Annotated in this window: 31 protein-coding genes; 30 read left to right on the forward strand and 1 reads right to left on the reverse strand. The window is 63.4% G+C overall.

Going from position 1 to position 19,663, the window contains the following annotated elements; genetic code table 11:
* The 29 genes from AC5QAH_RS06235 to AC5QAH_RS06375 all read left to right on the forward strand — a co-directional run.
* The coding region (locus AC5QAH_RS06235; RefSeq protein WP_487247787.1) for an EF-Tu C-terminal domain-related protein at positions 1-141 on the forward strand (141 nt) is incomplete at its 5' end.
* Between the two features lie 332 nt (positions 142-473).
* The gene (gene rpsJ, locus AC5QAH_RS06240; protein ID WP_005408208.1) at positions 474-785 is read left to right on the forward strand and encodes a 30S ribosomal protein S10; all 312 of its coding nucleotides are present in this window, start codon (positions 474-476) and stop codon (positions 783-785) included.
* An 11-nt stretch (positions 786-796) separates the two neighbouring features.
* Positions 797-1,447 carry a 50S ribosomal protein L3 gene (gene rplC / locus AC5QAH_RS06245; protein WP_004145336.1) on the forward strand — a complete coding sequence of 217 codons (651 nt, stop codon included), beginning with the start codon at positions 797-799 and terminating at the stop codon, positions 1,445-1,447.
* 12 nt (positions 1,448-1,459) lie between these two features.
* The gene (gene rplD, locus AC5QAH_RS06250; protein ID WP_004145337.1) at positions 1,460-2,065 is read left to right on the forward strand and encodes a 50S ribosomal protein L4; all 606 of its coding nucleotides are present in this window, start codon (positions 1,460-1,462) and stop codon (positions 2,063-2,065) included.
* The gene (gene rplW, locus AC5QAH_RS06255) at positions 2,062-2,361 is read left to right on the forward strand and encodes a 50S ribosomal protein L23 (RefSeq protein WP_004145338.1); all 300 of its coding nucleotides are present in this window, start codon (positions 2,062-2,064) and stop codon (positions 2,359-2,361) included. The genes rplD and rplW overlap by 4 nt, the downstream gene beginning before the upstream one ends.
* A 10-nt stretch (positions 2,362-2,371) precedes the next feature.
* Positions 2,372-3,199, forward strand: a complete 828-nt coding sequence (gene rplB / locus AC5QAH_RS06260) for a 50S ribosomal protein L2 (protein WP_004145339.1) — start codon at positions 2,372-2,374, stop codon at positions 3,197-3,199.
* 6 nt (positions 3,200-3,205) lie between these two features.
* On the forward strand, positions 3,206-3,475 hold the full coding sequence (rpsS, locus tag AC5QAH_RS06265; protein WP_004154485.1) for a 30S ribosomal protein S19: 270 nt from the start codon (positions 3,206-3,208) through the stop codon (positions 3,473-3,475).
* A gap of 12 nt (positions 3,476-3,487) precedes the next feature.
* Entirely contained in the window at positions 3,488-3,823 is a 336-nt protein-coding gene (gene rplV / locus AC5QAH_RS06270) for a 50S ribosomal protein L22 (RefSeq protein ID WP_004145348.1), read from the forward strand.
* Between the two features lie 18 nt (positions 3,824-3,841).
* On the forward strand, positions 3,842-4,576 hold the full coding sequence (gene rpsC, locus AC5QAH_RS06275; protein ID WP_005415414.1) for a 30S ribosomal protein S3: 735 nt from the start codon (positions 3,842-3,844) through the stop codon (positions 4,574-4,576).
* A 5-nt stretch (positions 4,577-4,581) separates the two neighbouring features.
* The gene (gene rplP / locus AC5QAH_RS06280; RefSeq protein WP_004154486.1) at positions 4,582-4,995 is read left to right on the forward strand and encodes a 50S ribosomal protein L16; all 414 of its coding nucleotides are present in this window, start codon (positions 4,582-4,584) and stop codon (positions 4,993-4,995) included.
* On the forward strand, positions 4,995-5,180 hold the full coding sequence (rpmC, locus tag AC5QAH_RS06285; protein WP_004154487.1) for a 50S ribosomal protein L29: 186 nt from the start codon (positions 4,995-4,997) through the stop codon (positions 5,178-5,180). Before rplP ends, rpmC begins: the two co-directional genes overlap by 1 nt.
* An 11-nt stretch (positions 5,181-5,191) precedes the next feature.
* On the forward strand, positions 5,192-5,461 hold the full coding sequence (gene rpsQ, locus AC5QAH_RS06290) for a 30S ribosomal protein S17 (protein WP_004154489.1): 270 nt from the start codon (positions 5,192-5,194) through the stop codon (positions 5,459-5,461).
* 12 nt (positions 5,462-5,473) lie between these two features.
* Positions 5,474-5,842, forward strand: coding sequence for a 50S ribosomal protein L14 (gene rplN / locus AC5QAH_RS06295; protein ID WP_004145357.1), 369 nt, complete (start codon positions 5,474-5,476; stop codon positions 5,840-5,842).
* 16 nt (positions 5,843-5,858) lie between these two features.
* Positions 5,859-6,176 carry a 50S ribosomal protein L24 gene (gene rplX, locus AC5QAH_RS06300; protein WP_004154490.1) on the forward strand — a complete coding sequence of 106 codons (318 nt, stop codon included), beginning with the start codon at positions 5,859-5,861 and terminating at the stop codon, positions 6,174-6,176.
* An 11-nt stretch (positions 6,177-6,187) separates the two neighbouring features.
* Positions 6,188-6,730, forward strand: coding sequence for a 50S ribosomal protein L5 (gene rplE / locus AC5QAH_RS06305; protein WP_004154491.1), 543 nt, complete (start codon positions 6,188-6,190; stop codon positions 6,728-6,730).
* 18 nt (positions 6,731-6,748) lie between these two features.
* Positions 6,749-7,054, forward strand: a complete 306-nt coding sequence (rpsN, locus tag AC5QAH_RS06310) for a 30S ribosomal protein S14 (protein ID WP_005408209.1) — start codon at positions 6,749-6,751, stop codon at positions 7,052-7,054.
* 258 nt (positions 7,055-7,312) lie between these two features.
* On the forward strand, positions 7,313-7,711 hold the full coding sequence (rpsH, locus tag AC5QAH_RS06315) for a 30S ribosomal protein S8 (RefSeq protein WP_005408210.1): 399 nt from the start codon (positions 7,313-7,315) through the stop codon (positions 7,709-7,711).
* An 18-nt stretch (positions 7,712-7,729) separates the two neighbouring features.
* Positions 7,730-8,254, forward strand: coding sequence for a 50S ribosomal protein L6 (rplF, locus tag AC5QAH_RS06320; RefSeq protein ID WP_010483977.1), 525 nt, complete (start codon positions 7,730-7,732; stop codon positions 8,252-8,254).
* A gap of 32 nt (positions 8,255-8,286) precedes the next feature.
* The gene (gene rplR / locus AC5QAH_RS06325; protein WP_010483976.1) at positions 8,287-8,640 is read left to right on the forward strand and encodes a 50S ribosomal protein L18; all 354 of its coding nucleotides are present in this window, start codon (positions 8,287-8,289) and stop codon (positions 8,638-8,640) included.
* A gap of 161 nt (positions 8,641-8,801) precedes the next feature.
* Entirely contained in the window at positions 8,802-9,344 is a 543-nt protein-coding gene (gene rpsE / locus AC5QAH_RS06330; protein WP_005408213.1) for a 30S ribosomal protein S5, read from the forward strand.
* Complete coding sequence (rpmD, locus tag AC5QAH_RS06335; protein ID WP_004154497.1) at positions 9,337-9,528, forward strand: 50S ribosomal protein L30; 192 nt, start codon at positions 9,337-9,339, stop codon at positions 9,526-9,528. The genes rpsE and rpmD overlap by 8 nt, the downstream gene beginning before the upstream one ends.
* A 6-nt stretch (positions 9,529-9,534) precedes the next feature.
* Entirely contained in the window at positions 9,535-9,978 is a 444-nt protein-coding gene (gene rplO, locus AC5QAH_RS06340; RefSeq protein WP_004154498.1) for a 50S ribosomal protein L15, read from the forward strand.
* A 7-nt stretch (positions 9,979-9,985) separates the two neighbouring features.
* Complete coding sequence (gene secY / locus AC5QAH_RS06345; RefSeq protein ID WP_005408215.1) at positions 9,986-11,353, forward strand: preprotein translocase subunit SecY; 1,368 nt, start codon at positions 9,986-9,988, stop codon at positions 11,351-11,353.
* A gap of 347 nt (positions 11,354-11,700) precedes the next feature.
* Positions 11,701-12,057 (forward strand): 30S ribosomal protein S13, encoded by a 357-nt coding sequence (rpsM, locus tag AC5QAH_RS06350; RefSeq protein ID WP_004154500.1) that lies wholly within the window; start codon positions 11,701-11,703, stop codon positions 12,055-12,057.
* Positions 12,058-12,068: 11 nt separating this feature from the next.
* The gene (gene rpsK / locus AC5QAH_RS06355) at positions 12,069-12,458 is read left to right on the forward strand and encodes a 30S ribosomal protein S11 (protein WP_004145443.1); all 390 of its coding nucleotides are present in this window, start codon (positions 12,069-12,071) and stop codon (positions 12,456-12,458) included.
* 15 nt (positions 12,459-12,473) lie between these two features.
* Entirely contained in the window at positions 12,474-13,103 is a 630-nt protein-coding gene (rpsD, locus tag AC5QAH_RS06360; RefSeq protein ID WP_004145446.1) for a 30S ribosomal protein S4, read from the forward strand.
* Positions 13,104-13,158: 55 nt separating this feature from the next.
* Entirely contained in the window at positions 13,159-14,157 is a 999-nt protein-coding gene (locus tag AC5QAH_RS06365; protein WP_010483975.1) for a DNA-directed RNA polymerase subunit alpha, read from the forward strand.
* Positions 14,158-14,348: 191 nt separating this feature from the next.
* Positions 14,349-14,732 (forward strand): 50S ribosomal protein L17, encoded by a 384-nt coding sequence (gene rplQ / locus AC5QAH_RS06370; RefSeq protein WP_005408217.1) that lies wholly within the window; start codon positions 14,349-14,351, stop codon positions 14,730-14,732.
* Between the two features lie 231 nt (positions 14,733-14,963).
* Positions 14,964-15,470: a disulfide bond formation protein B gene (locus AC5QAH_RS06375; protein ID WP_010483974.1), complete on the forward strand. Its 507-nt coding sequence runs from the start codon at positions 14,964-14,966 to the stop codon at positions 15,468-15,470.
* Positions 15,471-15,534: 64 nt separating this feature from the next.
* On the opposite strand, the gene AC5QAH_RS06380 is transcribed toward AC5QAH_RS06375, so the two are convergent.
* Positions 15,535-17,658 carry a TonB-dependent receptor domain-containing protein gene (locus AC5QAH_RS06380; protein WP_019338160.1) on the reverse strand — a complete coding sequence of 708 codons (2,124 nt, stop codon included), beginning with the start codon at positions 17,656-17,658 and terminating at the stop codon, positions 15,535-15,537.
* A 217-nt stretch (positions 17,659-17,875) separates the two neighbouring features.
* Between AC5QAH_RS06380 and AC5QAH_RS06385 the strand changes: the two genes are divergently transcribed.
* The gene (locus AC5QAH_RS06385) at positions 17,876-19,267 is read left to right on the forward strand and encodes a class II 3-deoxy-7-phosphoheptulonate synthase (RefSeq protein WP_010483972.1); all 1,392 of its coding nucleotides are present in this window, start codon (positions 17,876-17,878) and stop codon (positions 19,265-19,267) included.
* Positions 19,268-19,663: the final 396 nt, after the last annotated feature.

The following is a 19,663-nucleotide window of genomic DNA, read 5'->3' on the forward strand; positions in this document are numbered from 1 at the left end:
GAAATGGTGATGCCGGGTGACAACGTCAAGATGGTCGTCACCCTGATCAACCCGGTGGCAATGGACGAAGGCCTGCGCTTCGCCATCCGCGAAGGCGGCCGTACCGTCGGCGCCGGCGTGGTCTCGAAGATCATCGAGTAATCTGGTAGTATCTGCGCCCCGATGTTGCCTGGGTAGGGCATCGGGGCGTATCAAATGGGAAAGCAGGCACAGGATGTGCCTTGTGTTCCCCGGACCAGGAAGGGTCAATGCCATTCAGGCGGCGTCAACAGGCGACTGTTGACAGCTGCCTTGCGTGCCATTATGCTTCTACGTCTGGGCAGGCCTGGGAACGGGTCTGCCTACGTTTTTGAGGTCTATGGAGTGACCTTGTCGGCCTGCAGGAGTGTGGGCCGTCCGTATTCAGGAATTTCATGGGACAAAGCAACCCAGAGGCTTTGTCTGTCGCTCTTTTAACGAAGGAACCTACCGCCATGGCGGACCAAAAGATCCGGATCCGGCTGAAAGCGTTCGATCATCGTCTGATCGACCGTTCGGCCAGCGAGATCGTTGAAACGGCAAAGCGGACCGGCGCGCAAGTGCGTGGCCCGATCCCGCTGCCGACCAAGATCGAGCGTTACACCGTTCTCGTTTCCCCGCACGTCGACAAGGACGCGCGTGACCAGTACGAGACCCGCACGCACAAGCGCGTGCTCGATATCGTTGACCCGAATGACAAGACCGTGGACGCGCTGATGAAGCTCGAACTGGCTGCCGGCGTCGACGTTCAGATCAAGCTGACCTGAGGACTACGACCATGACGAAGAAGTATTCGTTGGGCTTCGTGGGCCGCAAGGCCGGCATGAGCCGCGTGTTCACTGAAGATGGCCGCTCCATCCCGGTGACCCTGATCGAAGCAACCCCGAACCGCATCGCGCAGATCAAGACCGTCGAAACCGACGGCTACAGCGCCGTGCAGGTGACCGTCGGCGCGCGTCGCGCTGCCCTGGTCAACAAGCCGGAAGCCGGCCACTTCGCCAAGGCGAAGGTGGAAGCGGGTCGTGGCCTGTGGGAATTCCGCGTTGAAGACGCGCAGCTCGGCGATTTCGCCGTTGGCGGCGAAGTCAAGGCGGACATCTTCGAAGTCGGCCAGATCGTCGACGTCCAGGGTGTCACCAAGGGTAAGGGCTTCCAGGGCACCATCAAGCGCCACAACTTCCGTATGGGCGATGCAACCCACGGTAACTCGCTGTCGCATCGCGCGCCGGGTTCGCTGGGTCAGCGCCAGACCCCGGGTCGCGTTTTCCCGGGCAAGAAGATGTCGGGCCACATGGGCGCGGTGCAGCAGAGCACCCAGAACCTGGAAGTGGTCAAGGTCGACGTCGAGCGCGGTCTGATCGCCGTTCGCGGCGCCGTTCCGGGCGCGGCGGGTGGCGACGTGATCGTCCGTCCGGCGAGCAAGGCATAAGGAGAGATGACGATGGAACTCGTTATCACGGGTAGCAACAACAAGGTCTCGGTCTCCGACGCCGTGTTCGGTCGCGATTTCAGCGAAGATCTGGTCCACCAGGTCGTCGTTGCCTACCGCAACGCCGGTCGCGCCGGCACCAAGGCACAGAAGACTCGCTCCGAAGTGGCTGGTACCACCAAGAAGTCGAAGAAGCAGAAGGGTGGCGGCGCGCGTCATGGCGCACTGACGGCTCCGATCTTCGTCGGCGGCGGTGTCACCTTCGCGGCCAAGCCGCGCAGCTTCGAGCAGAAGGTCAATCGTAAGCAGTACCGTGCCGCCATGTGCGCGATCCTGTCCGAGCTGAACCGTCAGGGCCGTCTGACCATCGTGGAGTCCTTCGACGTCGAAGTGACCAACACGAAGGGTCTGATCGCCAAGCTGGCCGGCCTGGAAGTGGGCAAGCGCCCGCTGATCGTCACCGAAGAAGCGTCCGAGCACCTGTACCTGTCCGCCCGCAATCTGCCGTACGTGCAGGTGCGTGACGTCCAGGGTCTGGATCCGGTCTCGCTGGTGGGTGCCGACACGGTCGTCATCACCGCTGACGCGGTCAAGAAGGTCGAGGAGTGGCTGGCATGAACAGCAACGAAAAAATCTTCAGCGTGCTGCGTGCCCCGCGTGTCTCCGAAAAGACCGCGCGCCTGCAGGAACTCTCCAACCAGTATGTCTTCGAAGTTTCGAACGAAGCCACCAAGGCCGATGTAAAGGCCGCGGTTGAGCAGCTGTTCGACGTCAAGGTCGAAGCCGTCAACGTGGTCAACGTCAAGGGCAAGAACAAGTCCTTCCGTAACCGTGCTGGCCGCCGCGGCGATTGGCGCAAGGCGTACGTTCGCCTGGCCGATGGCCAGTCGATCGATGTAACGGCCAAGGCCTGAGGTACATCCCATGCCATTGATGAAATTCAAGCCCACTTCCCCCGGCCGCCGTTCGGCCGTGCGCGTGGTCACTCCCGACCTGCACAAGGGTGCTCCGCACGCTGCGCTGGTCGAGTCGCAGAGCCGCTCGGGTGGTCGTAACCACCATGGCCGCATCACCGTGCGTCACGTCGGTGGTGGTGCCAAGCAGCACTACCGCATCATCGACTTCAAGCGCAACAAGCTGGGCATCCCGGCGCGCGTGGAACGCATCGAATACGATCCGAACCGCACCGCGCACATCGCTCTGCTGTGCTACGTCGACGGTGAGCGTCGCTACATCATCGCCCCGAAGGGCCTGAAGGCTGGTGATCAGGTGATCGCTGGTTCGGATGCCCCGATCAAGGCCGGCAACACCCTGCCGCTGCGCAACATCCCGGTCGGCACCACCATCCACTGCATCGAACTGAAGCCGGGCAAGGGCGCTCAGATCGCTCGCGCCGCGGGTGCGGCCGTGCAGCTGGTGGCTCGTGAAGGCATCTACGCCACCCTGCGCCTGCGCTCGGGTGAAATGCGTAAGGTTCCGGTCGAGTGCTGCGCCACCATCGGCGAAGTCGGCAACGACGAGCACAGCCTGGAGAAGCTGGGCAAGGCCGGTGCCAAGCGTTGGCGCGGCGTCCGCCCGACCGTTCGTGGTGCTGCCATGAACCCGGTTGACCACCCGCACGGTGGTGGTGAGGCGAAGGCCGGCCAGGGTAATCCGCACCCGGTCACCCCGTGGGGTGTCCCGACCAAGGGTTACAAGACGCGCCATAACAAGCGCACTCAGCAGTTCATCGTCCGCGATCGTAGGGGCTAATCGACCATGGCACGTTCACTCAAGAAGGGCCCGTTCGTCGATCACCACCTCGTCAAGAAGGTGGAGGCCGCTGCGGGCAGCAAGAAGCCGATCAAGACCTGGTCGCGCCGTTCGATGATCCTGCCTGACATGGTAGGCGTCACCATTGCCGTGCATAACGGCAAGAACCACATCCCGGTTCTCGTCAACGAGAACATGGTCGGCCACAAACTCGGCGAATTTGCCATCACCCGGACCTTCAAGGGTCACGGTGGTGACAAGAAGTCGGGCAAGTAAGGAGAGATGACAATGGAAGCGAAAGCCATCCTGCGCACTGCGCGCATCTCCCCGCAGAAGGCTCGTCTGGTCGCTGACCAGGTGCGCGGTCTGCCGGCCGAGCGTGCGGTCAACCTGCTGAAGTTCTCGGACAAGAAGGCTGCCCACCTGATCAAGAAGGTGGTGGAGTCGGCTATTGCAAATGCCGAAAACAACCAGGGCGCCGACGTCGACGAGCTGAAGGTTCAGACCATCATGGTTGATGAAGGTCCGACCCTGAAGCGTTTCATGGCGCGGGCGAAAGGCCGCGGTACCCGCATCCTCAAGCGCACCAGCCACATCACTGTGGTTGTGGGCGCCGCCAAGTAAGCGGATAAGGAAAAGACCATGGGTCATAAAGTTCATCCGATTGGTATCCGCCTCGGCATTTCCAAGGACTGGAACTCCAAGTGGTACGCCAACAAGGCCGAGTTCGCTGGTTACCTGGCAGCCGACCTGAAAGTGCGCGACATGCTGCGCAAGAAGCTGGCTCAGGCCGGCATCAGCAAGATCCTGATCGAGCGTCCGGCCAAGACCGCTCGCGTGACGATCCACACCGCCCGTCCGGGCGTGGTGATCGGCAAGCGCGGTGAGGACATCGAGAAGCTGCGCAAGGAAGTGAGCGAGATGATGGGCGTCCCGGCGCACATCAACGTCACCGAAGTGCGTAAGCCGGAACTGGACGCGCAGCTCGTTGCCGAGTCGATCGCCCAGCAGCTGGAGCGTCGCATCATGTTCCGCCGTGCAATGAAGCGCTCGGTCGGCAACGCGATGCGCCTGGGTGCCCTGGGCATCAAGGTCAACGTCGGTGGCCGCCTCAACGGTGCAGAAATCGCCCGTTCGGAGTGGTACCGCGAAGGCCGCGTGCCGCTGCACACCCTGCGTGCCGACATCGACTATGGCTTCGCTGAAGCCAAGACGACCTACGGCATCATCGGCATCAAGGTCTGGATCTACAAGGGCGAGGTCTTCGATTTCTCCCAGGTTGGCCAGGAAAAGCAGGACGACACCCCGTCGCGCAACGATCGTCACGATCGCGGCGACCGTGGTGACCGTCAGCGCCCGGCCCGTGAAGCGAGGTAACGACAATGTTGCAACCCAAGCGAACCAAGTACCGCAAGGTACACAAGGGCCGTAACGATGGCCTGAGCTGGAGCGCCAACGCTGTCAGCTTCGGCGAATACGGCCTGAAGGCAACCGCACACGGTCAGCTGACCGCGCGTCAGATCGAAGCGGCCCGCCGCTCGATCAGCCGCTACGTCAAGCGCGGCGGCAAGATGTGGATCCGCGTGTTCCCCGACAAGCCCATCACCAAGAAGCCCATCGAAGTCCGAATGGGTTCTGGTAAGGGTAACGTGGAATACTGGGTGGCCCAGATCCAGCCCGGCCGCATGATCTATGAAATCGAGGGTGTTTCCGAGGAAGTGGCTCGCGAGGCGTTCCGCCTGGCCGCCGCCAAGCTCTCGGTCACCACCACTTTCGTGACCCGTACGGTGCGCTGATGGATATCAAAACTCTCCGTGAAAAGTCGGCTGACGAACTCAAGGCCCACCTGATCGACCTGCGTAAGGAACAGTTCTCTGTCCGTATGCAGCAGGTCACCGGCCAGCTGCCGAAGACCCACGACATTCGCCGGGTCCGTCGCGAGATTGCTCGCGTCAAGACCCTGCTCGGCAGCACGAAGTAAGGATGGCCGCTATGAGCGACAATACTGAAAAGAAGACGCTGCGCACGGTCGAAGGCCGTGTCGTCAGCAACAAGATGGACAAGACGGTTACCGTCCTGGTTGAGCGTCAGGTCAAGCACGCGTTGTACGGCAAGTACATCAAGCGCTCGACGAAGCTGCACGCCCACGATGCCGACAACGCCTGCAAGGAAGGCGATGTCGTCCGCGTGACCGAGATTGCTCCGATGTCCAAGACCAAGAACTGGCGCGTGGTGGAAGTCATCACGCGTGCGGCTGAATAAGGAGTCTGAATCATGATCCAGATGCAGAGCTACCTTGACGTCGCGGACAATTCGGGTGCCAAGCAGGTGATGTGCTTCAAGGTGCTGGGTGGTTCCAAGCGCCGTTACGCCGGCATCGGCGACATCATCAAGGTCACCGTGAAGGATGCGATTCCGCGCGGCAAGGTCAAGAAGGGTGAAGTGTATGACGCCGTCGTGGTGCGTACCCGCAAGGGTGTGCGTCGCGCCGACGGCTCGCTGATCCGCTTCGACGGCAACGCTGCCGTTCTGCTGAACAGCAAGCAGGAGCCGATCGGTACCCGTATCTTCGGGCCGGTGACCCGTGAACTTCGTTCGGAGAAGTTCATGAAGATCGTCTCGCTCGCTCCCGAAGTGCTGTGAGCGACAGGAGATAATCATGGCTAACCGTATCAAGAAGGGCGACCAGGTTGTCGTCAACGCTGGCAAGGACAAGGGCAAGCAGGGCGAAGTCGTCCGCGTCGACGGCGACCGTGTGGTCGTCGCCAACGTGAACATCGTCAAGCGCCACACCAAGCCGAACCCGCAGGCAGGTGTTGCCGGCGGCGTGGTCGAGCGCGAAGCTTCGATCCATATCTCCAACGTGAATGTTCTGAACCCGGCTTCGGGCAAGGGCGAACGCGTTGGCTTCAAGGTGCTGGAGGATGGACGCAAACTGCGTGTGTTCCGCTCCAGCGGTGAGGCGCTCGACGCCTGAGGAATGAGAAGATGAGTTCCCGTCTCGAAAAGTTCTACAAGGACGAAGTGGTGCCGGCGCTGATGAAGCAGTTCGGCTACACCAATCCGATGGAAGTGCCGAAGCTGGTCAAGGTCACCCTGAACATGGGTGTCGGCGAAGCGGCCACCAACAAGAAGATCCTGGAAAACGCCGTCGGCGACATGACCAAGATTTCCGGCCAGAAGCCGGTTGTCACCAAGTCGCGTGTGTCGGTTGCGTCGTTCAAGATCCGTGATGGTTGGCCGATCGGCTGCAAGACCACGCTGCGTCGCCACAAGATGTACGAGTTCCTGGATCGCCTGATCAACATCTCGCTGCCGCGCGTGCGCGACTTCCGTGGTGTTTCCGGTCGTTCCTTCGACGGCCGCGGCAACTTCAACATGGGTGTGAAGGAGCAGATCATCTTCCCGGAAATCGACTTCGACGCCGTCGACGCGATCCGCGGTATGGATATCGCCATCACCACCACTGCGAAGACCGATGCGGAAGCGAAGGCGCTGCTGGCAGCGTTCAAGTTCCCGTTCCGTAACTGATCCGTCGAGGAAACCGAAATGGCAAAGACCTCCATGGTCAACCGCGACATCAAGCGGGAAAAGCTGGCAAAGAAGTACGCTGAAAAGCGTGCAGCTCTGAAGAAGATCGTGTCCTCCGTGGACGCGACCTACGAAGAGAAGATCGACGCCGCAACCAAGCTGGCCAAGCTGCCGCGCGATTCGTCGCCGAGCCGTCAGCGCAACCGTTGCGAGCTGTCGGGTCGTCCGCGTGGCGTCTACAGCAAGTTCGGCCTGGGCCGTAACAAGCTGCGTGAAGCCACCATGCGTGGCGACGTCCCGGGTCTGCGCAAGGCCAGCTGGTAATCCCAGCCGGCCCTGCGATCAGGAGCCCCTCCGGGGGTTCCTGAACCGGGCAGGGGAGGCGTTCAGCCTTCCCGACGTAAAAAAACCGAAGAGCCCGGCGCAAGCCGGGCTCTTTTGGCGTATACTCCCGCGTCTTGCCCTGTGCAAACGGGGTTGTAGGAGTGGGCTTTCGGCCCGCTGCATCAAGGGACCTGGCCCGTTTCCAGGAGACAACAGATTTTCGCGAAAGCGGATATCGGTGCACTCAAAGGTACTCATATGAGCATGACTGATCCCATCGCCGACCTGCTGGTCCGCATCAAGAATGCGGCCGCGGTTGGCAAGCAGACGGTGAAAGCCCCGTCGTCCAAGATCAAGGTTGCGATCGCCCAGGTCCTGAAGGACGAGGGTTACATCACCGACCTGCGCGTGACCCAGCTGGAGAACAACAAGTCCGAGCTGGAAATCGTGCTGAAGTATTTCGAAGGCAAGCCGGTCATCGCGACCCTGAAGCGCTTCTCGCGTTCGGGCCTGCGCCAGTACCGCGGCAAGAGCGAGCTGCCGAAGGTCATGAACGGCCTGGGTATCTCCATCATTTCCACCTCCAAGGGCATCATGACTGATGCGCAGGCGCGCCAGCTGGGCGTCGGCGGCGAAGTCCTGTGCTTCGTGGCCTAAGGCGAAAGGAGTAGAACTATGTCCCGCGTAGCCAAGAAGCCGATCGACCTGGGTAAGGTTGAACTGAACGTCCAGTCGGACAGCGTCACCGCCAAGGGCCCGAAGGGCTCCCTGTCGCTGGCCAAGCCGGCCGGTATTGCCATCAACGTCGACAACGGCGTTGCCACCCTGAGCACCGAGAACGCCGAGCTGGTCGCACTGACCGGTACCGTGCGTGCGATCCTGGCCAACATGGTCAAGGGCGTGTCCGAAGGCTTCGAGCGCAAGCTGGAGCTGGTCGGCGTGGGTTACCGTGCTGCCATGCAGGGCAAGGACCTGAGCCTGTCGCTCGGTTTCTCGCACCCGGTCGTGTTCGTGGCGCCGGAAGGCATCACCATCACCACCCCGACCCAGACCGAGATCCTGGTCCAGGGCGCTGACAAGCAGGTCGTCGGTGAAGTTGCCGCCAAGATCCGTGCGTTCCGCAAGCCGGAGCCGTACAAGGGCAAGGGCGTGAAGTACTCCGACGAAGTCATCATCCGTAAGGAAGCCAAGAAGGCCTAATTAGGCACTTCCGCTTTCAAAGGAAAAACATCATGAACAAGAACATCGCCCGCCTGCGTCGCGCCAAGTCGACCCGCGCCCACATCCGTGAGCTCGGCGTCGCCCGCCTGTCGGTGCTGCGCACCGGCCAGCACCTGTACGCCCAGGTCTTCACCGCCGACGGTTCCAAGGTGCTGGCTGCCGCCAACACCACCCAGACCGACGTCATGGAAGGCCTGAAGAACGGCAAGAACGCCGACGCCGCCGCCAAGGTCGGCCGCATCGTTGCCGAGCGCGCCAAGGCCGCCGGCATCGAGAAGGTTGCCTTCGATCGTTCGGGCTACCGCTACCACGGCCGCATCAAGGCCCTGGCAGAAGCCGCCCGCGAAGCCGGCCTGCAGTTCTAAGGGATAAGGGCAGGGGACCTGTGGTCTCCTGCCCGCCTGCTCGCCCGCCTGAGTGAGGCGGGACGGCGCCACTCTTCTGCAGTGGTCCACCGGAACAACGCGACATTCCACAACCATAAGCGGCCTCGAGCCGTACATACCCAAACAACCAAGGAATCAACATGGCAGAAGAGCGTCAGCAGCGGGGTCGCGATCGCGACCGTAACCGCGAAGAGAAGATCGACGACGGCATGATCGAAAAGCTGGTCGCGGTCAACCGCGTCAGCAAGACCGTCAAGGGTGGCCGCCAGTTCACCTTCACCGCCCTGACCGTGGTCGGCGACGGCGAAGGCAAGGTCGGTTTCGGTTATGGCAAGGCCCGCGAAGTGCCGGTCGCCATCCAGAAGTCGATGGAACAGGCCCGCAAGAACCTGGTCAGCGTTGACCTGAACAACGGCACCCTGTGGCACACCATCAAGGATGGTCACGGCGCAGCCCGCGTGTTCATGCAGCCGGCTTCGGAAGGTACCGGCGTCATCGCCGGCGGTGCCATGCGCGCCGTGCTGGAAGCCGTTGGCGTGAAGAACGTGCTGGCCAAGGCCACCGGTTCGCGCAACCCGATCAACCTGGTCCGTGCCACCGTGAAGGGCCTGTCTGCTGCGCAGTCGCCGGCCCGCATCGCGGCCAAGCGCGGCAAGAAGGTGGAGGAACTCAACCATGGCTAATGAGTCCAACAAGACTGTGAAGGTGCGCCTGGTGCGCGGCCTGCGTGGTACCCAGTCGCGTCACCGCCTGTCGGTGCGTGCTCTGGGTCTGAACAAGCTCAACGATGTGCGTGAACTGAAGGACAGCCCGCAGGTTCGCGGTCTGATCAACACCGTTCACTACCTCGTCAAGGTTGAGGAGTAATCGATCATGACTCTGCGTCTCAATGAACTGAGCCCGGCACCGGGCGCCCGCACCGAGCGCACCCGCGTCGGTCGCGGTATCGGCTCGGGCCTGGGCAAGACTGCCGGCCGCGGCCACAAGGGTTCGTTCGCCCGTAAGGGTGGCGGCAAGATCAAGGCTGGCTTCGAAGGCGGCCAGACCCCCATGCAGCGTCGTCTGCCGAAGATCGGCTTCCGTTCGCCGATCGCCAAGGACACCGCTGAAGTGCTGCTGTACGCGCTGGACAAGCTGCCGGCCGGTGAGATCGACTTCGCCGCCCTGCGTGCTGCCAAGCTGGTCCCGAGCACTGCGAAGAAGGCCAAGGTCGTCGTCAAGGGCGAAGTGACCAAGGCGTTCACCCTGAAGGGTATCGCTGCCACGGCGGGTGCCAAGGCCGCGATCGAAGCTGCCGGCGGCAGCGTAACGGAGTAAGAAAATCATGGCGCAAGCTGGCATCGGTAACCTCGCGGGCGGAATGGGCAAGTTCACTGAACTTCGCCAACGTTTGCTGTTCGTCGTCGGGGCTTTGATCGTCTATCGCATCGGCTGCTACGTGCCGGTGCCGGGCGTCAATCCCGATGCCATGCTTGCCATGATGCAACAGCAGGGCGGCGGCATCGTGGACATGTTCAACATGTTCTCGGGCGGCGCCCTGCACCGTTTCAGCATCTTCGCGCTGAACGTGATGCCGTACATCTCGGCATCGATCGTGATGCAGCTGGCCGTGCACATCTTCCCCGCCCTGAAGGCGATGCAGAAGGAAGGTGAGTCCGGCCGCCGCAAGATCACCCAGTATTCGCGCATCGGCGCCGTGCTGCTGGCAGTGGTGCAGGGCGGTTCGATCGCGCTGGCCCTGCAGGGCCAGGTCTCGCCGTCGGGCGCTCCGGTCGTGTACGCACCGGGCATGGGCTTTGTGCTCACCGCCGTGGTCGCGCTGACCGCCGGCACCATGTTCCTGATGTGGGTCGGTGAGCAGGTCACCGAGCGCGGCATCGGCAACGGTGTGTCGCTGATCATCTTCGCCGGTATCGTCGCTGGCCTGCCGGGTGCGATCATCCACACCTTCGACGCCTACCGCGACGGCAACATCCAGTTCATCCAGCTGCTGCTGATCGCCATCGTCGTGCTCGCCTTCACCTTCTTCGTGGTGTTCGTCGAGCGTGGCCAGCGCCGGATCACGGTCAACTACGCGCGCCGCCAGGGCGGTCGCAATGCGTACATGAACCAGACCTCGTTCCTGCCGCTGAAGCTCAACATGGCCGGCGTCATCCCGGCGATCTTCGCCTCGAGCCTGCTGGCCTTCCCGGCCACCCTGGCCATGTGGTCCGGCCAGGCCGCCAACCAGAGCAGCTTCGGCCAGGTCCTGCAGAAGGTCGCCAACGCGCTGGGCCCGGGCGAGCCGCTGCACATGATCGTCTTCGCCGCGCTGATCACCGGTTTCGCGTTCTTCTACACCGCGCTGGTGTTCAACTCGCAGGAAACCGCCGACAACCTGAAGAAGTCGGGCGCGCTGATTCCGGGCATCCGTCCGGGCAAGGCCACTGCCGACTACATCGACGGCGTGCTGACCCGCCTGACCGCGGCCGGCTCGGCCTACCTGGTGATCGTCTGCCTGCTGCCGGAACTGATGCGCACGCAGCTGAACGCCTCGTTCTACTTCGGCGGTACTTCGCTGCTGATCGTGGTGGTGGTGGTGATGGACTTCATCGCCCAGGTGCAGGCGCACCTGATGTCCCACCAGTACGAGAGCCTGCTGAAGAAGGCCAACCTGAAGGGCGGCAACCGCGGCGGTTTTGCCCGCGGCTGATTGGCCTGTTATACTTTCGTCTTCCTGACGTGATGGTCCCTCCGCTTCGCGGACTCCGGCCACACAAACGAAGGGCGGCCCCCGCAGCGGTTCCGGGTGGGGGTGTGATGAGGTGGTCCCGCGCTGGAGTAGCGCGGGCGGCTCCGGGGGAAACCCCAGGTCCAACCCCATCCGGCGCCGGAGCCTGGGCACACTCCCCAGGCCGGGTTCATGAAACCAATGGTTTCACGGGCTTCCATGTAAACCGGAACCTTGTTAGTATCGCTAGTTCACTTTTTTGATCCATCCTGCCGGATTGGCGTGCCCGAGGCGCGCTGTCGGCCATCACTCAGCTGGAGAACCGCGTCATGGCGCGTATTGCAGGCGTCAACCTGCCAGCCCAGAAGCACGTCTGGGTCGGGTTGCAAAGCATTTACGGCATCGGCCGTACCCGTTCGAAGAAGGTCTGCGAAGTCGCAGGCGTTGCTTCGACCACCAAGATCCGCGATCTGTCGGAGCCGGAAATCGAGCGCCTGCGCGCCGAAGTCGGCAAGTACATCGTGGAAGGCGATCTGCGCCGTGAGATCGGCATCGCGATCAAGCGCCTGATGGACCTGGGCTGCTACCGCGGCCTGCGTCACCGTCGTGGCCTCCCGCTGCGTGGCCAGCGCACCCGTACCAACGCCCGCACCCGCAAGGGTCCGCGCAAGGCGATCAAGAAGTAAGGGACTGAGAAATGGCTAAGCCCGCTGCTAAGACCAAGAAGAAGATCAAGCGCGTCGTCACCGACGGCGTTGCCCACGTCCACGCTTCGTTCAACAACACCATCGTCACCATCACCGACCGCCAGGGCAACGCTCTGTCGTGGGCGACCTCCGGTGGCGCTGGCTTCCGCGGTTCGCGCAAGTCGACCCCGTTCGCTGCCCAGGTGGCTGCTGAAAAGGCCGGTCGTGCTGCGCTGGACTACGGCGTGAAGTCGCTGGAAGTCCGCATCAAGGGCCCGGGTCCGGGCCGTGAGTCGGCCGTGCGTTCGTTGAACAACGTCGGCTACAAGATCACCAACATCATCGACGTGACGCCTATCCCGCACAACGGGTGCCGTCCGCCGAAGAAGCGTCGCGTCTAAAGGGAGCGATAAGAAATGGCTCGTTATATCGGTCCTACCTGTAAGCTCGCCCGTCGCGAAGGCGCCGACCTGTCCCTGAAGAGCCCGGCGCGTGCGCTGGACTCGAAGTGCAAGCTGGAGCAGAAGCCCGGCCAGCACGGCGCCACTGCCCGCAAGGGCAAGCTGTCCGACTACGCCACCCAGCTGCGTGAAAAGCAGAAGGTCAAGCGTATCTACGGCCTGCTGGAGCGTCAGTTCCGCAACTACTACAAGAAGGCCTCGACCAAGAAGGGCAACACCGGCGAGAACCTGCTGCAGCTGCTGGAAACCCGCCTGGACAACGTCGTCTACCGCATGGGCTTCGCCGTGACCCGTCCGGCTGCCCGTCAGCTGGTGTCGCACCGCGGCGTCACCGTGAATGGCAAGTCGGTCAACCTGGCTTCGTACCAGGTCAAGGCTGGCGACGCCATCGCCCTGTCTGAAAAGGCTGCCAAGCAGCTGCGCGTCCAGGAAGCCCTGACCGTCGCCGCCCAGCATGACCTGAGCCCGTCGTGGGTTGAAGTGGATTCCGGCAAGTTCACCGGCATCTTCAAGGCTGTTCCGGATCGTTCGGATCTGCCTGCGGACATCAACGAAGCGCTGATCGTCGAGCTGTATTCGAAGTAATTCACATTGGAGAGCCCCCGGCGACGGCCGGGGGTTCACTAGGAGAACCCGCAACATGACGGTTACCGCCAACCAGGTTCTGCGTCCTCGCGGTCCGCAGATCGAACGCCTTACCGACACCCGTGCAAAGGTCGTTATCGAACCTTTGGAGCGGGGTTACGGGCATACGCTGGGTAATGCCCTGCGTCGCGTGCTGCTGTCGTCCATCCCGGGCTTCGCCATCACGGAAGTCGAAATCGACGGCGTGTTGCATGAGTACACCACGGTCGAAGGTCTGCAGGAGGACGTGCTCGAAGTCCTGCTGAACCTGAAGGACGTGGCCATCCGTATGCACTCCGGCGACAGCGCCACCCTGTCCCTGTCCAAGCAGGGCCCGGGCGTTGTCACCGCTGCCGATATCAAGGTCGACCACAATGTGGAGATCCTGAACGGCGAACACGTGATCTGCCACCTGACCAAGGATACGGCGATCAACATGCGTCTGAAGATCGAACGTGGTTTCGGCTACCAGCCGGCTGCCGCGCGTCGTCGTCCGGATGAAGAAACCCGTGCCATCGGCCGCCTGGTCCTGGATGCCTCGTTCTCGCCGGTCCGCCGCGTCGCCTATGCCGTTGAAGCGGCCCGCGTCGAACAGCGTACCGACCTGGACAAGCTGGTCATCGATATCGAGACCAACGGCACCATCGACGCCGAGGAAGCCGTGCGCACCGCCGCCGACATCCTCAGCGACCAGCTGTCGGTGTTCGGTGACTTCACCCACCGCGACCGCGGTGCGGCGAAGCCGGCCAACAACGGCGTGGATCCGGTGCTGCTGCGCCCGATCGACGATCTGGAGCTGACCGTGCGTTCGGCCAACTGCCTGAAGGCTGAAAGCATCTACTACATCGGCGATCTGATCCAGAAGACCGAAGTGGAGCTGCTGAAGACCCCGAACCTGGGCAAGAAGTCGCTCACCGAGATCAAGGAAGTGCTGGCTCAGCGCGGCCTGTCGCTCGGCATGAAGCTGGAGAACTGGCCGCCGGCCGGTGTCGCCAGCCACGGCATGCTGGGCTGATATCGGTAATGCCTGAAGGCTCCACCGTTCGCGGTGGGGCCTTCAACGCAACACAACATGCCACGACGAACCGCAGGTTCGCGGGGCAGGTCGTCCAGGACGGGCGGCCAGGACCAACCGCAGTCCGCGCAGCAACGCCAGGAAGGCGACAACGATCCGCACAGCCTCATCATTAACCAAGGAATATCACCATGCGTCACCAGAAGTCTGGCCGTAAGTTCAGCCGCACCAGCGCCCACCGCGAAGCGATGTTCAAGAACATGGCTGCCTCGCTGTTCAAGCACGAGCTGATCAAGACCACCCTGCCGAAGGCCAAGGAACTGCGCCGCGTTGCCGAGCCGCTGATCACCCTGGCCAAGGTCGACTCCGTCGCCAACCGCCGTCTGGCCTTCGCCCGCCTGCGCGACAACGAAGCCGTGGGCAACCTGTTCACCATCCTGGGCCCGCGCTACGCGAACCGTCCGGGCGGCTACCTGCGTCTACTGAAGTGCGGTTTCCGCGCCGGCGACAACGCGCCGATGGCCTACGTCGAGCTGGTCGACCGTCCGGTCGTGGCCGAGGAAGTGGCCGAGTAATCGGACTGCTCCAACGCGACACAGCGAAAGCCCGGCCTCTGCCGGGCTTTTGCGTTCTGGTAGCGCCGGGCCATGCCCGGCGTTTCCGTATCCGCTACGCTCGCCGGGCATGGCCCGGCGCTACCTGCGGCACAATGCGACCCACACCGTTCCGACAGGCGTCACCTGTGGCGGTTCAGACGGCGCGCACTCTCGGTTACGCTTGGCGCCTGATCCATTCGAGCGTTGACGATGAATCCACTGCGCTGGCCCTTCCGCGCCCAGTTCTTCCTGGGCTTCCTGATCTGCGCGGGCCTGCTCGGCTACGCGATCTTCCTGCAGCTGAAGATGGGCCTGGAGCCGTGTCCGTTGTGCATCTTCCAGCGCCTGGCATTTGCCGCGCTGGGGCTGCTGTTCCTGATCGGTGCACTGCACGGGCCTTCCAACCGTCCCGGCCGCGCGACCTATGGCGTGCTGGCCTTCATAGCCGCCGCAGTGGGCGTCGGCATCGCCGCGCGCCACGTCTACGTGCAGATGCTGCCGCCGGAAATGGGTTCCACCTGTGGCCCGCCGCTGGCCTTCCTGAGCGAGACCATGGGGCCGCTGGAAGTGTTCCGCACCGTGCTGACCGGTACCGGCAACTGCGGCAACATCGACTGGACGTTCCTGGGCCTGACCATGCCGATGTGGTCGGGCGTGTGGTTCGTGCTGCTGGCGTTGTGGGCGCTGGTGGTGTCGCTGCGCAAGGTCAAGCGCTGAAGCAGGGCAGTGCCGGGCGCTGGCCGGCACTCCGTGGCAATGCCGGCCAGCGGCCGGCGCTACCTCAGAAGTCCTGCTGCAGGCTCAGGTAAGCGCCACGGCGCGGCCCCCACTGCGGGGCGAACACGCCGACACCGCCGCCATCACGCAGCTGGTAGCTGCGATCCAGTGCGTTGATCACGGCCAGCTGCACGTGCAGCGGATGACCGCTGTCGGCGTTGAAATCGTGTCCGGCGCTGAGATTCACCTGCAGGTAGGACGGCAGCTCGCCACCATTGGGCACGCCCTCGATGTCCGAACGCAGGCCGCTGCCGAACACGTAGTTGGCCCCGATCCGGTTGTGCCCGGCGAAGGCGTAGCTGAGGCCACCGGACGACGTCAGCTTCTGGTCGTGGTCGAGGTGGATCCAGTGGTTGGCCACATAGGCCAGCGCGTCCGGATCGAGGTTGTACTGGCCGGTGATGACGTCGGTACCGATGGCCTTGTTCAGCGCGGCGTTGAAGTAGGCGCTGAACGGACCGTTGCTGTAGTCGGCACTGAACTCCAGGCCGCGGATATGGCCACGGCGATAGTTGAAGGTCGAATAGATGTAGGCGGCGCCGAACTGCCCTTCGTCCTGCAGGCGGGCGACGCGTCGGTCATACGCATCCAGGCCCAGGGTCAGGTGCTCGCCCAGTTGCTGCGAGACGCCGATGTCGTAGTAGTCGCTGCGCTCGGCCAGCGGCGTGTTGTTGCCGCCGCTGGGCTGCTGGTTGGTGGTGCCGTCGTATAGCGCGATGTCGCTGCTGGCGATCAGTTCGCTGGCCGGCGGCGTGAAGTAGCGTGAATAGCCGGCGTGCACGGTGGTGCTGTCGCTGGCATTCCAGACCACGCCCACGCGCGGGCTGAGCTGGCCCTCGGTGTGGCCGAAGGCTTTGTAGCGGTCGCCACGCAGGCCGTAGTTCACGGTCCAGTCGTCGCCGAGCTTCCATTCGTCCTGCACGTACAACGCCAGCGTGCTGGCATGGAACGCGCTGCGGTCAGGTATCAGCAGCGGTGTGGTGCTGGACTGCTGGCCGGCATCATCAACCGGGAATACCCAGCTGTTGTTGCTGGCCCGCGCGTTCTCGTAGTTGCCGTACAGGCCGTAGCGCAATGTGTGGTCGTTGCCCAGTGGGGTGGAGAAGTCGGCCTGCAGGGTGTTGGCGCGGTTGCTGCGCTGGACCTGCGAGGCGACGCCGCTGAACACCAGATCGCCGACCACATCGGGATTGAAGCCGACATCGCTGTATCGCTGCCCGGCCGAGACCTGGTAGGCGGTGTCGCCCAGTGTGCCCTGCAGCACCAGCATGCCGAAGCGCGTGGTCTCGCGCTGGGTCTCATCCAGCTGGCTGGAATCGAAGGTGGTGGTGTCCAGGTAGCCGAACTGCGGCGTCTGGCCGGGGTTGACCGGAATCTGGAAGCGGTTGTTGGCGAAGCCGGCGAACACGCTCAGGCGGGTGGTGTCGTTGACCAGATAGGTCAGGTCGGCGAACGCCTTGCCTTGGTGGGTATCGTCATGCTCCGGCTTGCGCGAACGGGTCGGGTTCTCCAGGCCGATTTCGTTCTGGTCGTAGTTGCCGGTCAGGAACCAGCTCCAGCGCCCCTGCGAGCCCCACCATGAGGCATTCGGATTGACCTTGCCGAACGAGCCGGTGGTGATGCCGACGCTGCCGCCATTGCCGAGCTCGGCGCCACTGCGGGTGGTGATGTCGACCACCGCGGCGGTGCGCTCGCCGAACTGTGCTGGCAATGCCCCGTCCATCAGCCGGATGCTCTTGATCGTGCGCGCATCCAGGGTCTGGCCGAAGCCGGAGATCGATTCGGGCAACAGCACGCCGTTGATGCGGTACTGCAGATTGGCGTGGTCGCCGCGCACGTGCACGCCACCATAGGAATCCTGGACCACGCCCGGCGCCTGCAGCAGCACCTGGCTGAGCGGCGCGGAGGCGCCCAGCGGCTGCTTCTGGATGTCCTCGGCGGTGATCTGGTACTGGCTGCTGCCGATGTCCGGCGACAGTGCGTTGCGGGCCTGGTCGAGCTGGGCGCTGACGGTGACCGTGTCGAGGTCCTTCACGGGAGCGGCGGCATCGGCGGCCACAGCGAGGGAGGGCAGGCTGGCCAGGGTCAGGGCGAAGGTGATGCCGGTAGCGAGCAGGGAGGGCTTCATGGCGGATACGCTGTGGAAGGGGCCAATGGGAATTGAGTGTTACTTCGTAACAGTGCGTGGCGAATCATGCGCCTGTCCGGCTGGCCGTGGGCATGCCGCTTTTGGCCGATCGCGATGCCCTTTCCCCGGCGTTCAGTCATGTGCAGACGCCGTTCGACCCTTTGCGACAGCGGTCGGCTCTGCGACCATGAACGTCTCTCACCTCCGGAAGCCTGCAATGAGCCTGTCCGCCGTTTCGCCTGTCCCCGATCCCGTCGCAGCGGCCACCGGCGCTGCCTGGTCGCCGGAGAGCTGGCGTGGCAAGACCGCGCTGCAGATGCCGACCTACCCGGACCCTGTGGCGCTGGACGCTGCCCTGCACGAGCTGAAGCGGCTGCCGCCGCTGGTCACCTCGTGGGAGATCCTGGCGCTGAAGCAGCAGCTGGCCGAGGCCCAGGAGGGCAAGCGCTTCCTGCTGCAGGGTGGCGACTGCGCCGAGAATTTCAGCGACTGCGAATCGGGCACCATCTCCAACCGCCTGAAGGTGCTGCTGCAGATGAGCCTGGTGCTGGTTCACGGCCTGCGCCAGCCGGTGATCCGCGTCGGTCGTTTCGCCGGCCAGTACGCCAAGCCGCGTTCGGCCGATACCGAGACCCGCGACGGTGTGACGCTGCCGAGCTACCGCGGCGATGTGATCAACGCGCCGGCCTTCACCGAGGCGGCGCGCCTGCCGGACCCGAAGCGGATGCTGCAGGCCCACGCGCACTCCGCGATGACGATGAACTTCGTGCGGGCGCTGATCGATGGTGGCTTCGCCGACCTGCACCACCCCGAGTACTGGAACCTGGAGTGGGTAAGCCACTCGCCGCTGGCCGCCGAGTACCAGAAGATGGTGGCCTCGATCGGTGATGCGGTGCACTTCATGGAGACTCTGGCTGGGGCCCGCGTGCACAACCTCAACCGCATCGATTTCTACACCTCGCACGAGGCGTTGCTGCTGCCCTACGAGCAGGCGCTGACCCGGCAGGTGCCGCGCCAGCAGGGCTGGTTGAACCTGAGCACGCATTACCCGTGGATTGGCATGCGCACCGCTGCGCTCGATGGCGCACACGTGGAATACCTGCGTGGCGTGCGCAATCCGATCGCGATCAAGGTCGGCCCATCGGTGACGCCGGACCAGCTGCTGCGCCTGATCGACGTGCTCAACCCGCATGACGAACCGGGCCGCCTGAGTTTCATCCACCGCATGGGTGCGGCGCAGATCGCCGAGAAGCTGCCGCCGCTGCTGGATGCGGTCAAGCGCGATGGCCGTCGCGTGCTGTGGGTGTGCGATGCGATGCATGGCAACACCGAAAGCACCGCCAACGGTTTCAAGACACGTCGCTTCGACAATGTGCGTGGCGAAGTGGAGATGTCGTTCGATCTGCATGCGGCCGCAGGCACGCGCCTGGGGGGTGTGCACCTGGAGCTGACCGGCGAAGACGTGACCGAGTGCACCGGTGGCGCGCGCGAACTGACCGAGCGTGACCTGGAGCGCGCGTATCGTTCAACGGTGGACCCGCGGTTGAATTACGAGCAGTCGCTGGAGATCGCGATGGCGATCGTCCGCAAGCAGGAGCAAGTGCGGTAAGGGTTTTTCGGCAGGGCTTGCAGCCCTGCACCTGCCAGAAGCCGAAGCAACAGCAACGGCAGAAGCGGGCATTCCGTGGGATGGCGGGGCGGTGTCGGAGTGCGGGGACGCCGCAAGTACGTCCATGTAGGCTTGGCAGCCGCATCCATGCGGCTGACACCCCGCACTCCGACACCGCCCCGTCTCTGACAGATTCCTGCGGCTGTTGGTAGGTGTCGACCTTGGTCGACACGGTGGATCCACGCCATGCGTGGATGAGTTTCCAATGAAATCGGATATTTCGATATCTGTGAGATTTGAGCCGAGCATGACTCGGCTCTACAAAAGTGCAGACAGATCGCAGGAAACTTTCGAAGGCGGGGTGGGTCCGGTTGCGGGAGTGTCCGCGGCATGGAT

It is taken from the genome of Stenotrophomonas sp. YJH_SMC_43, from assembly GCF_059372535.1.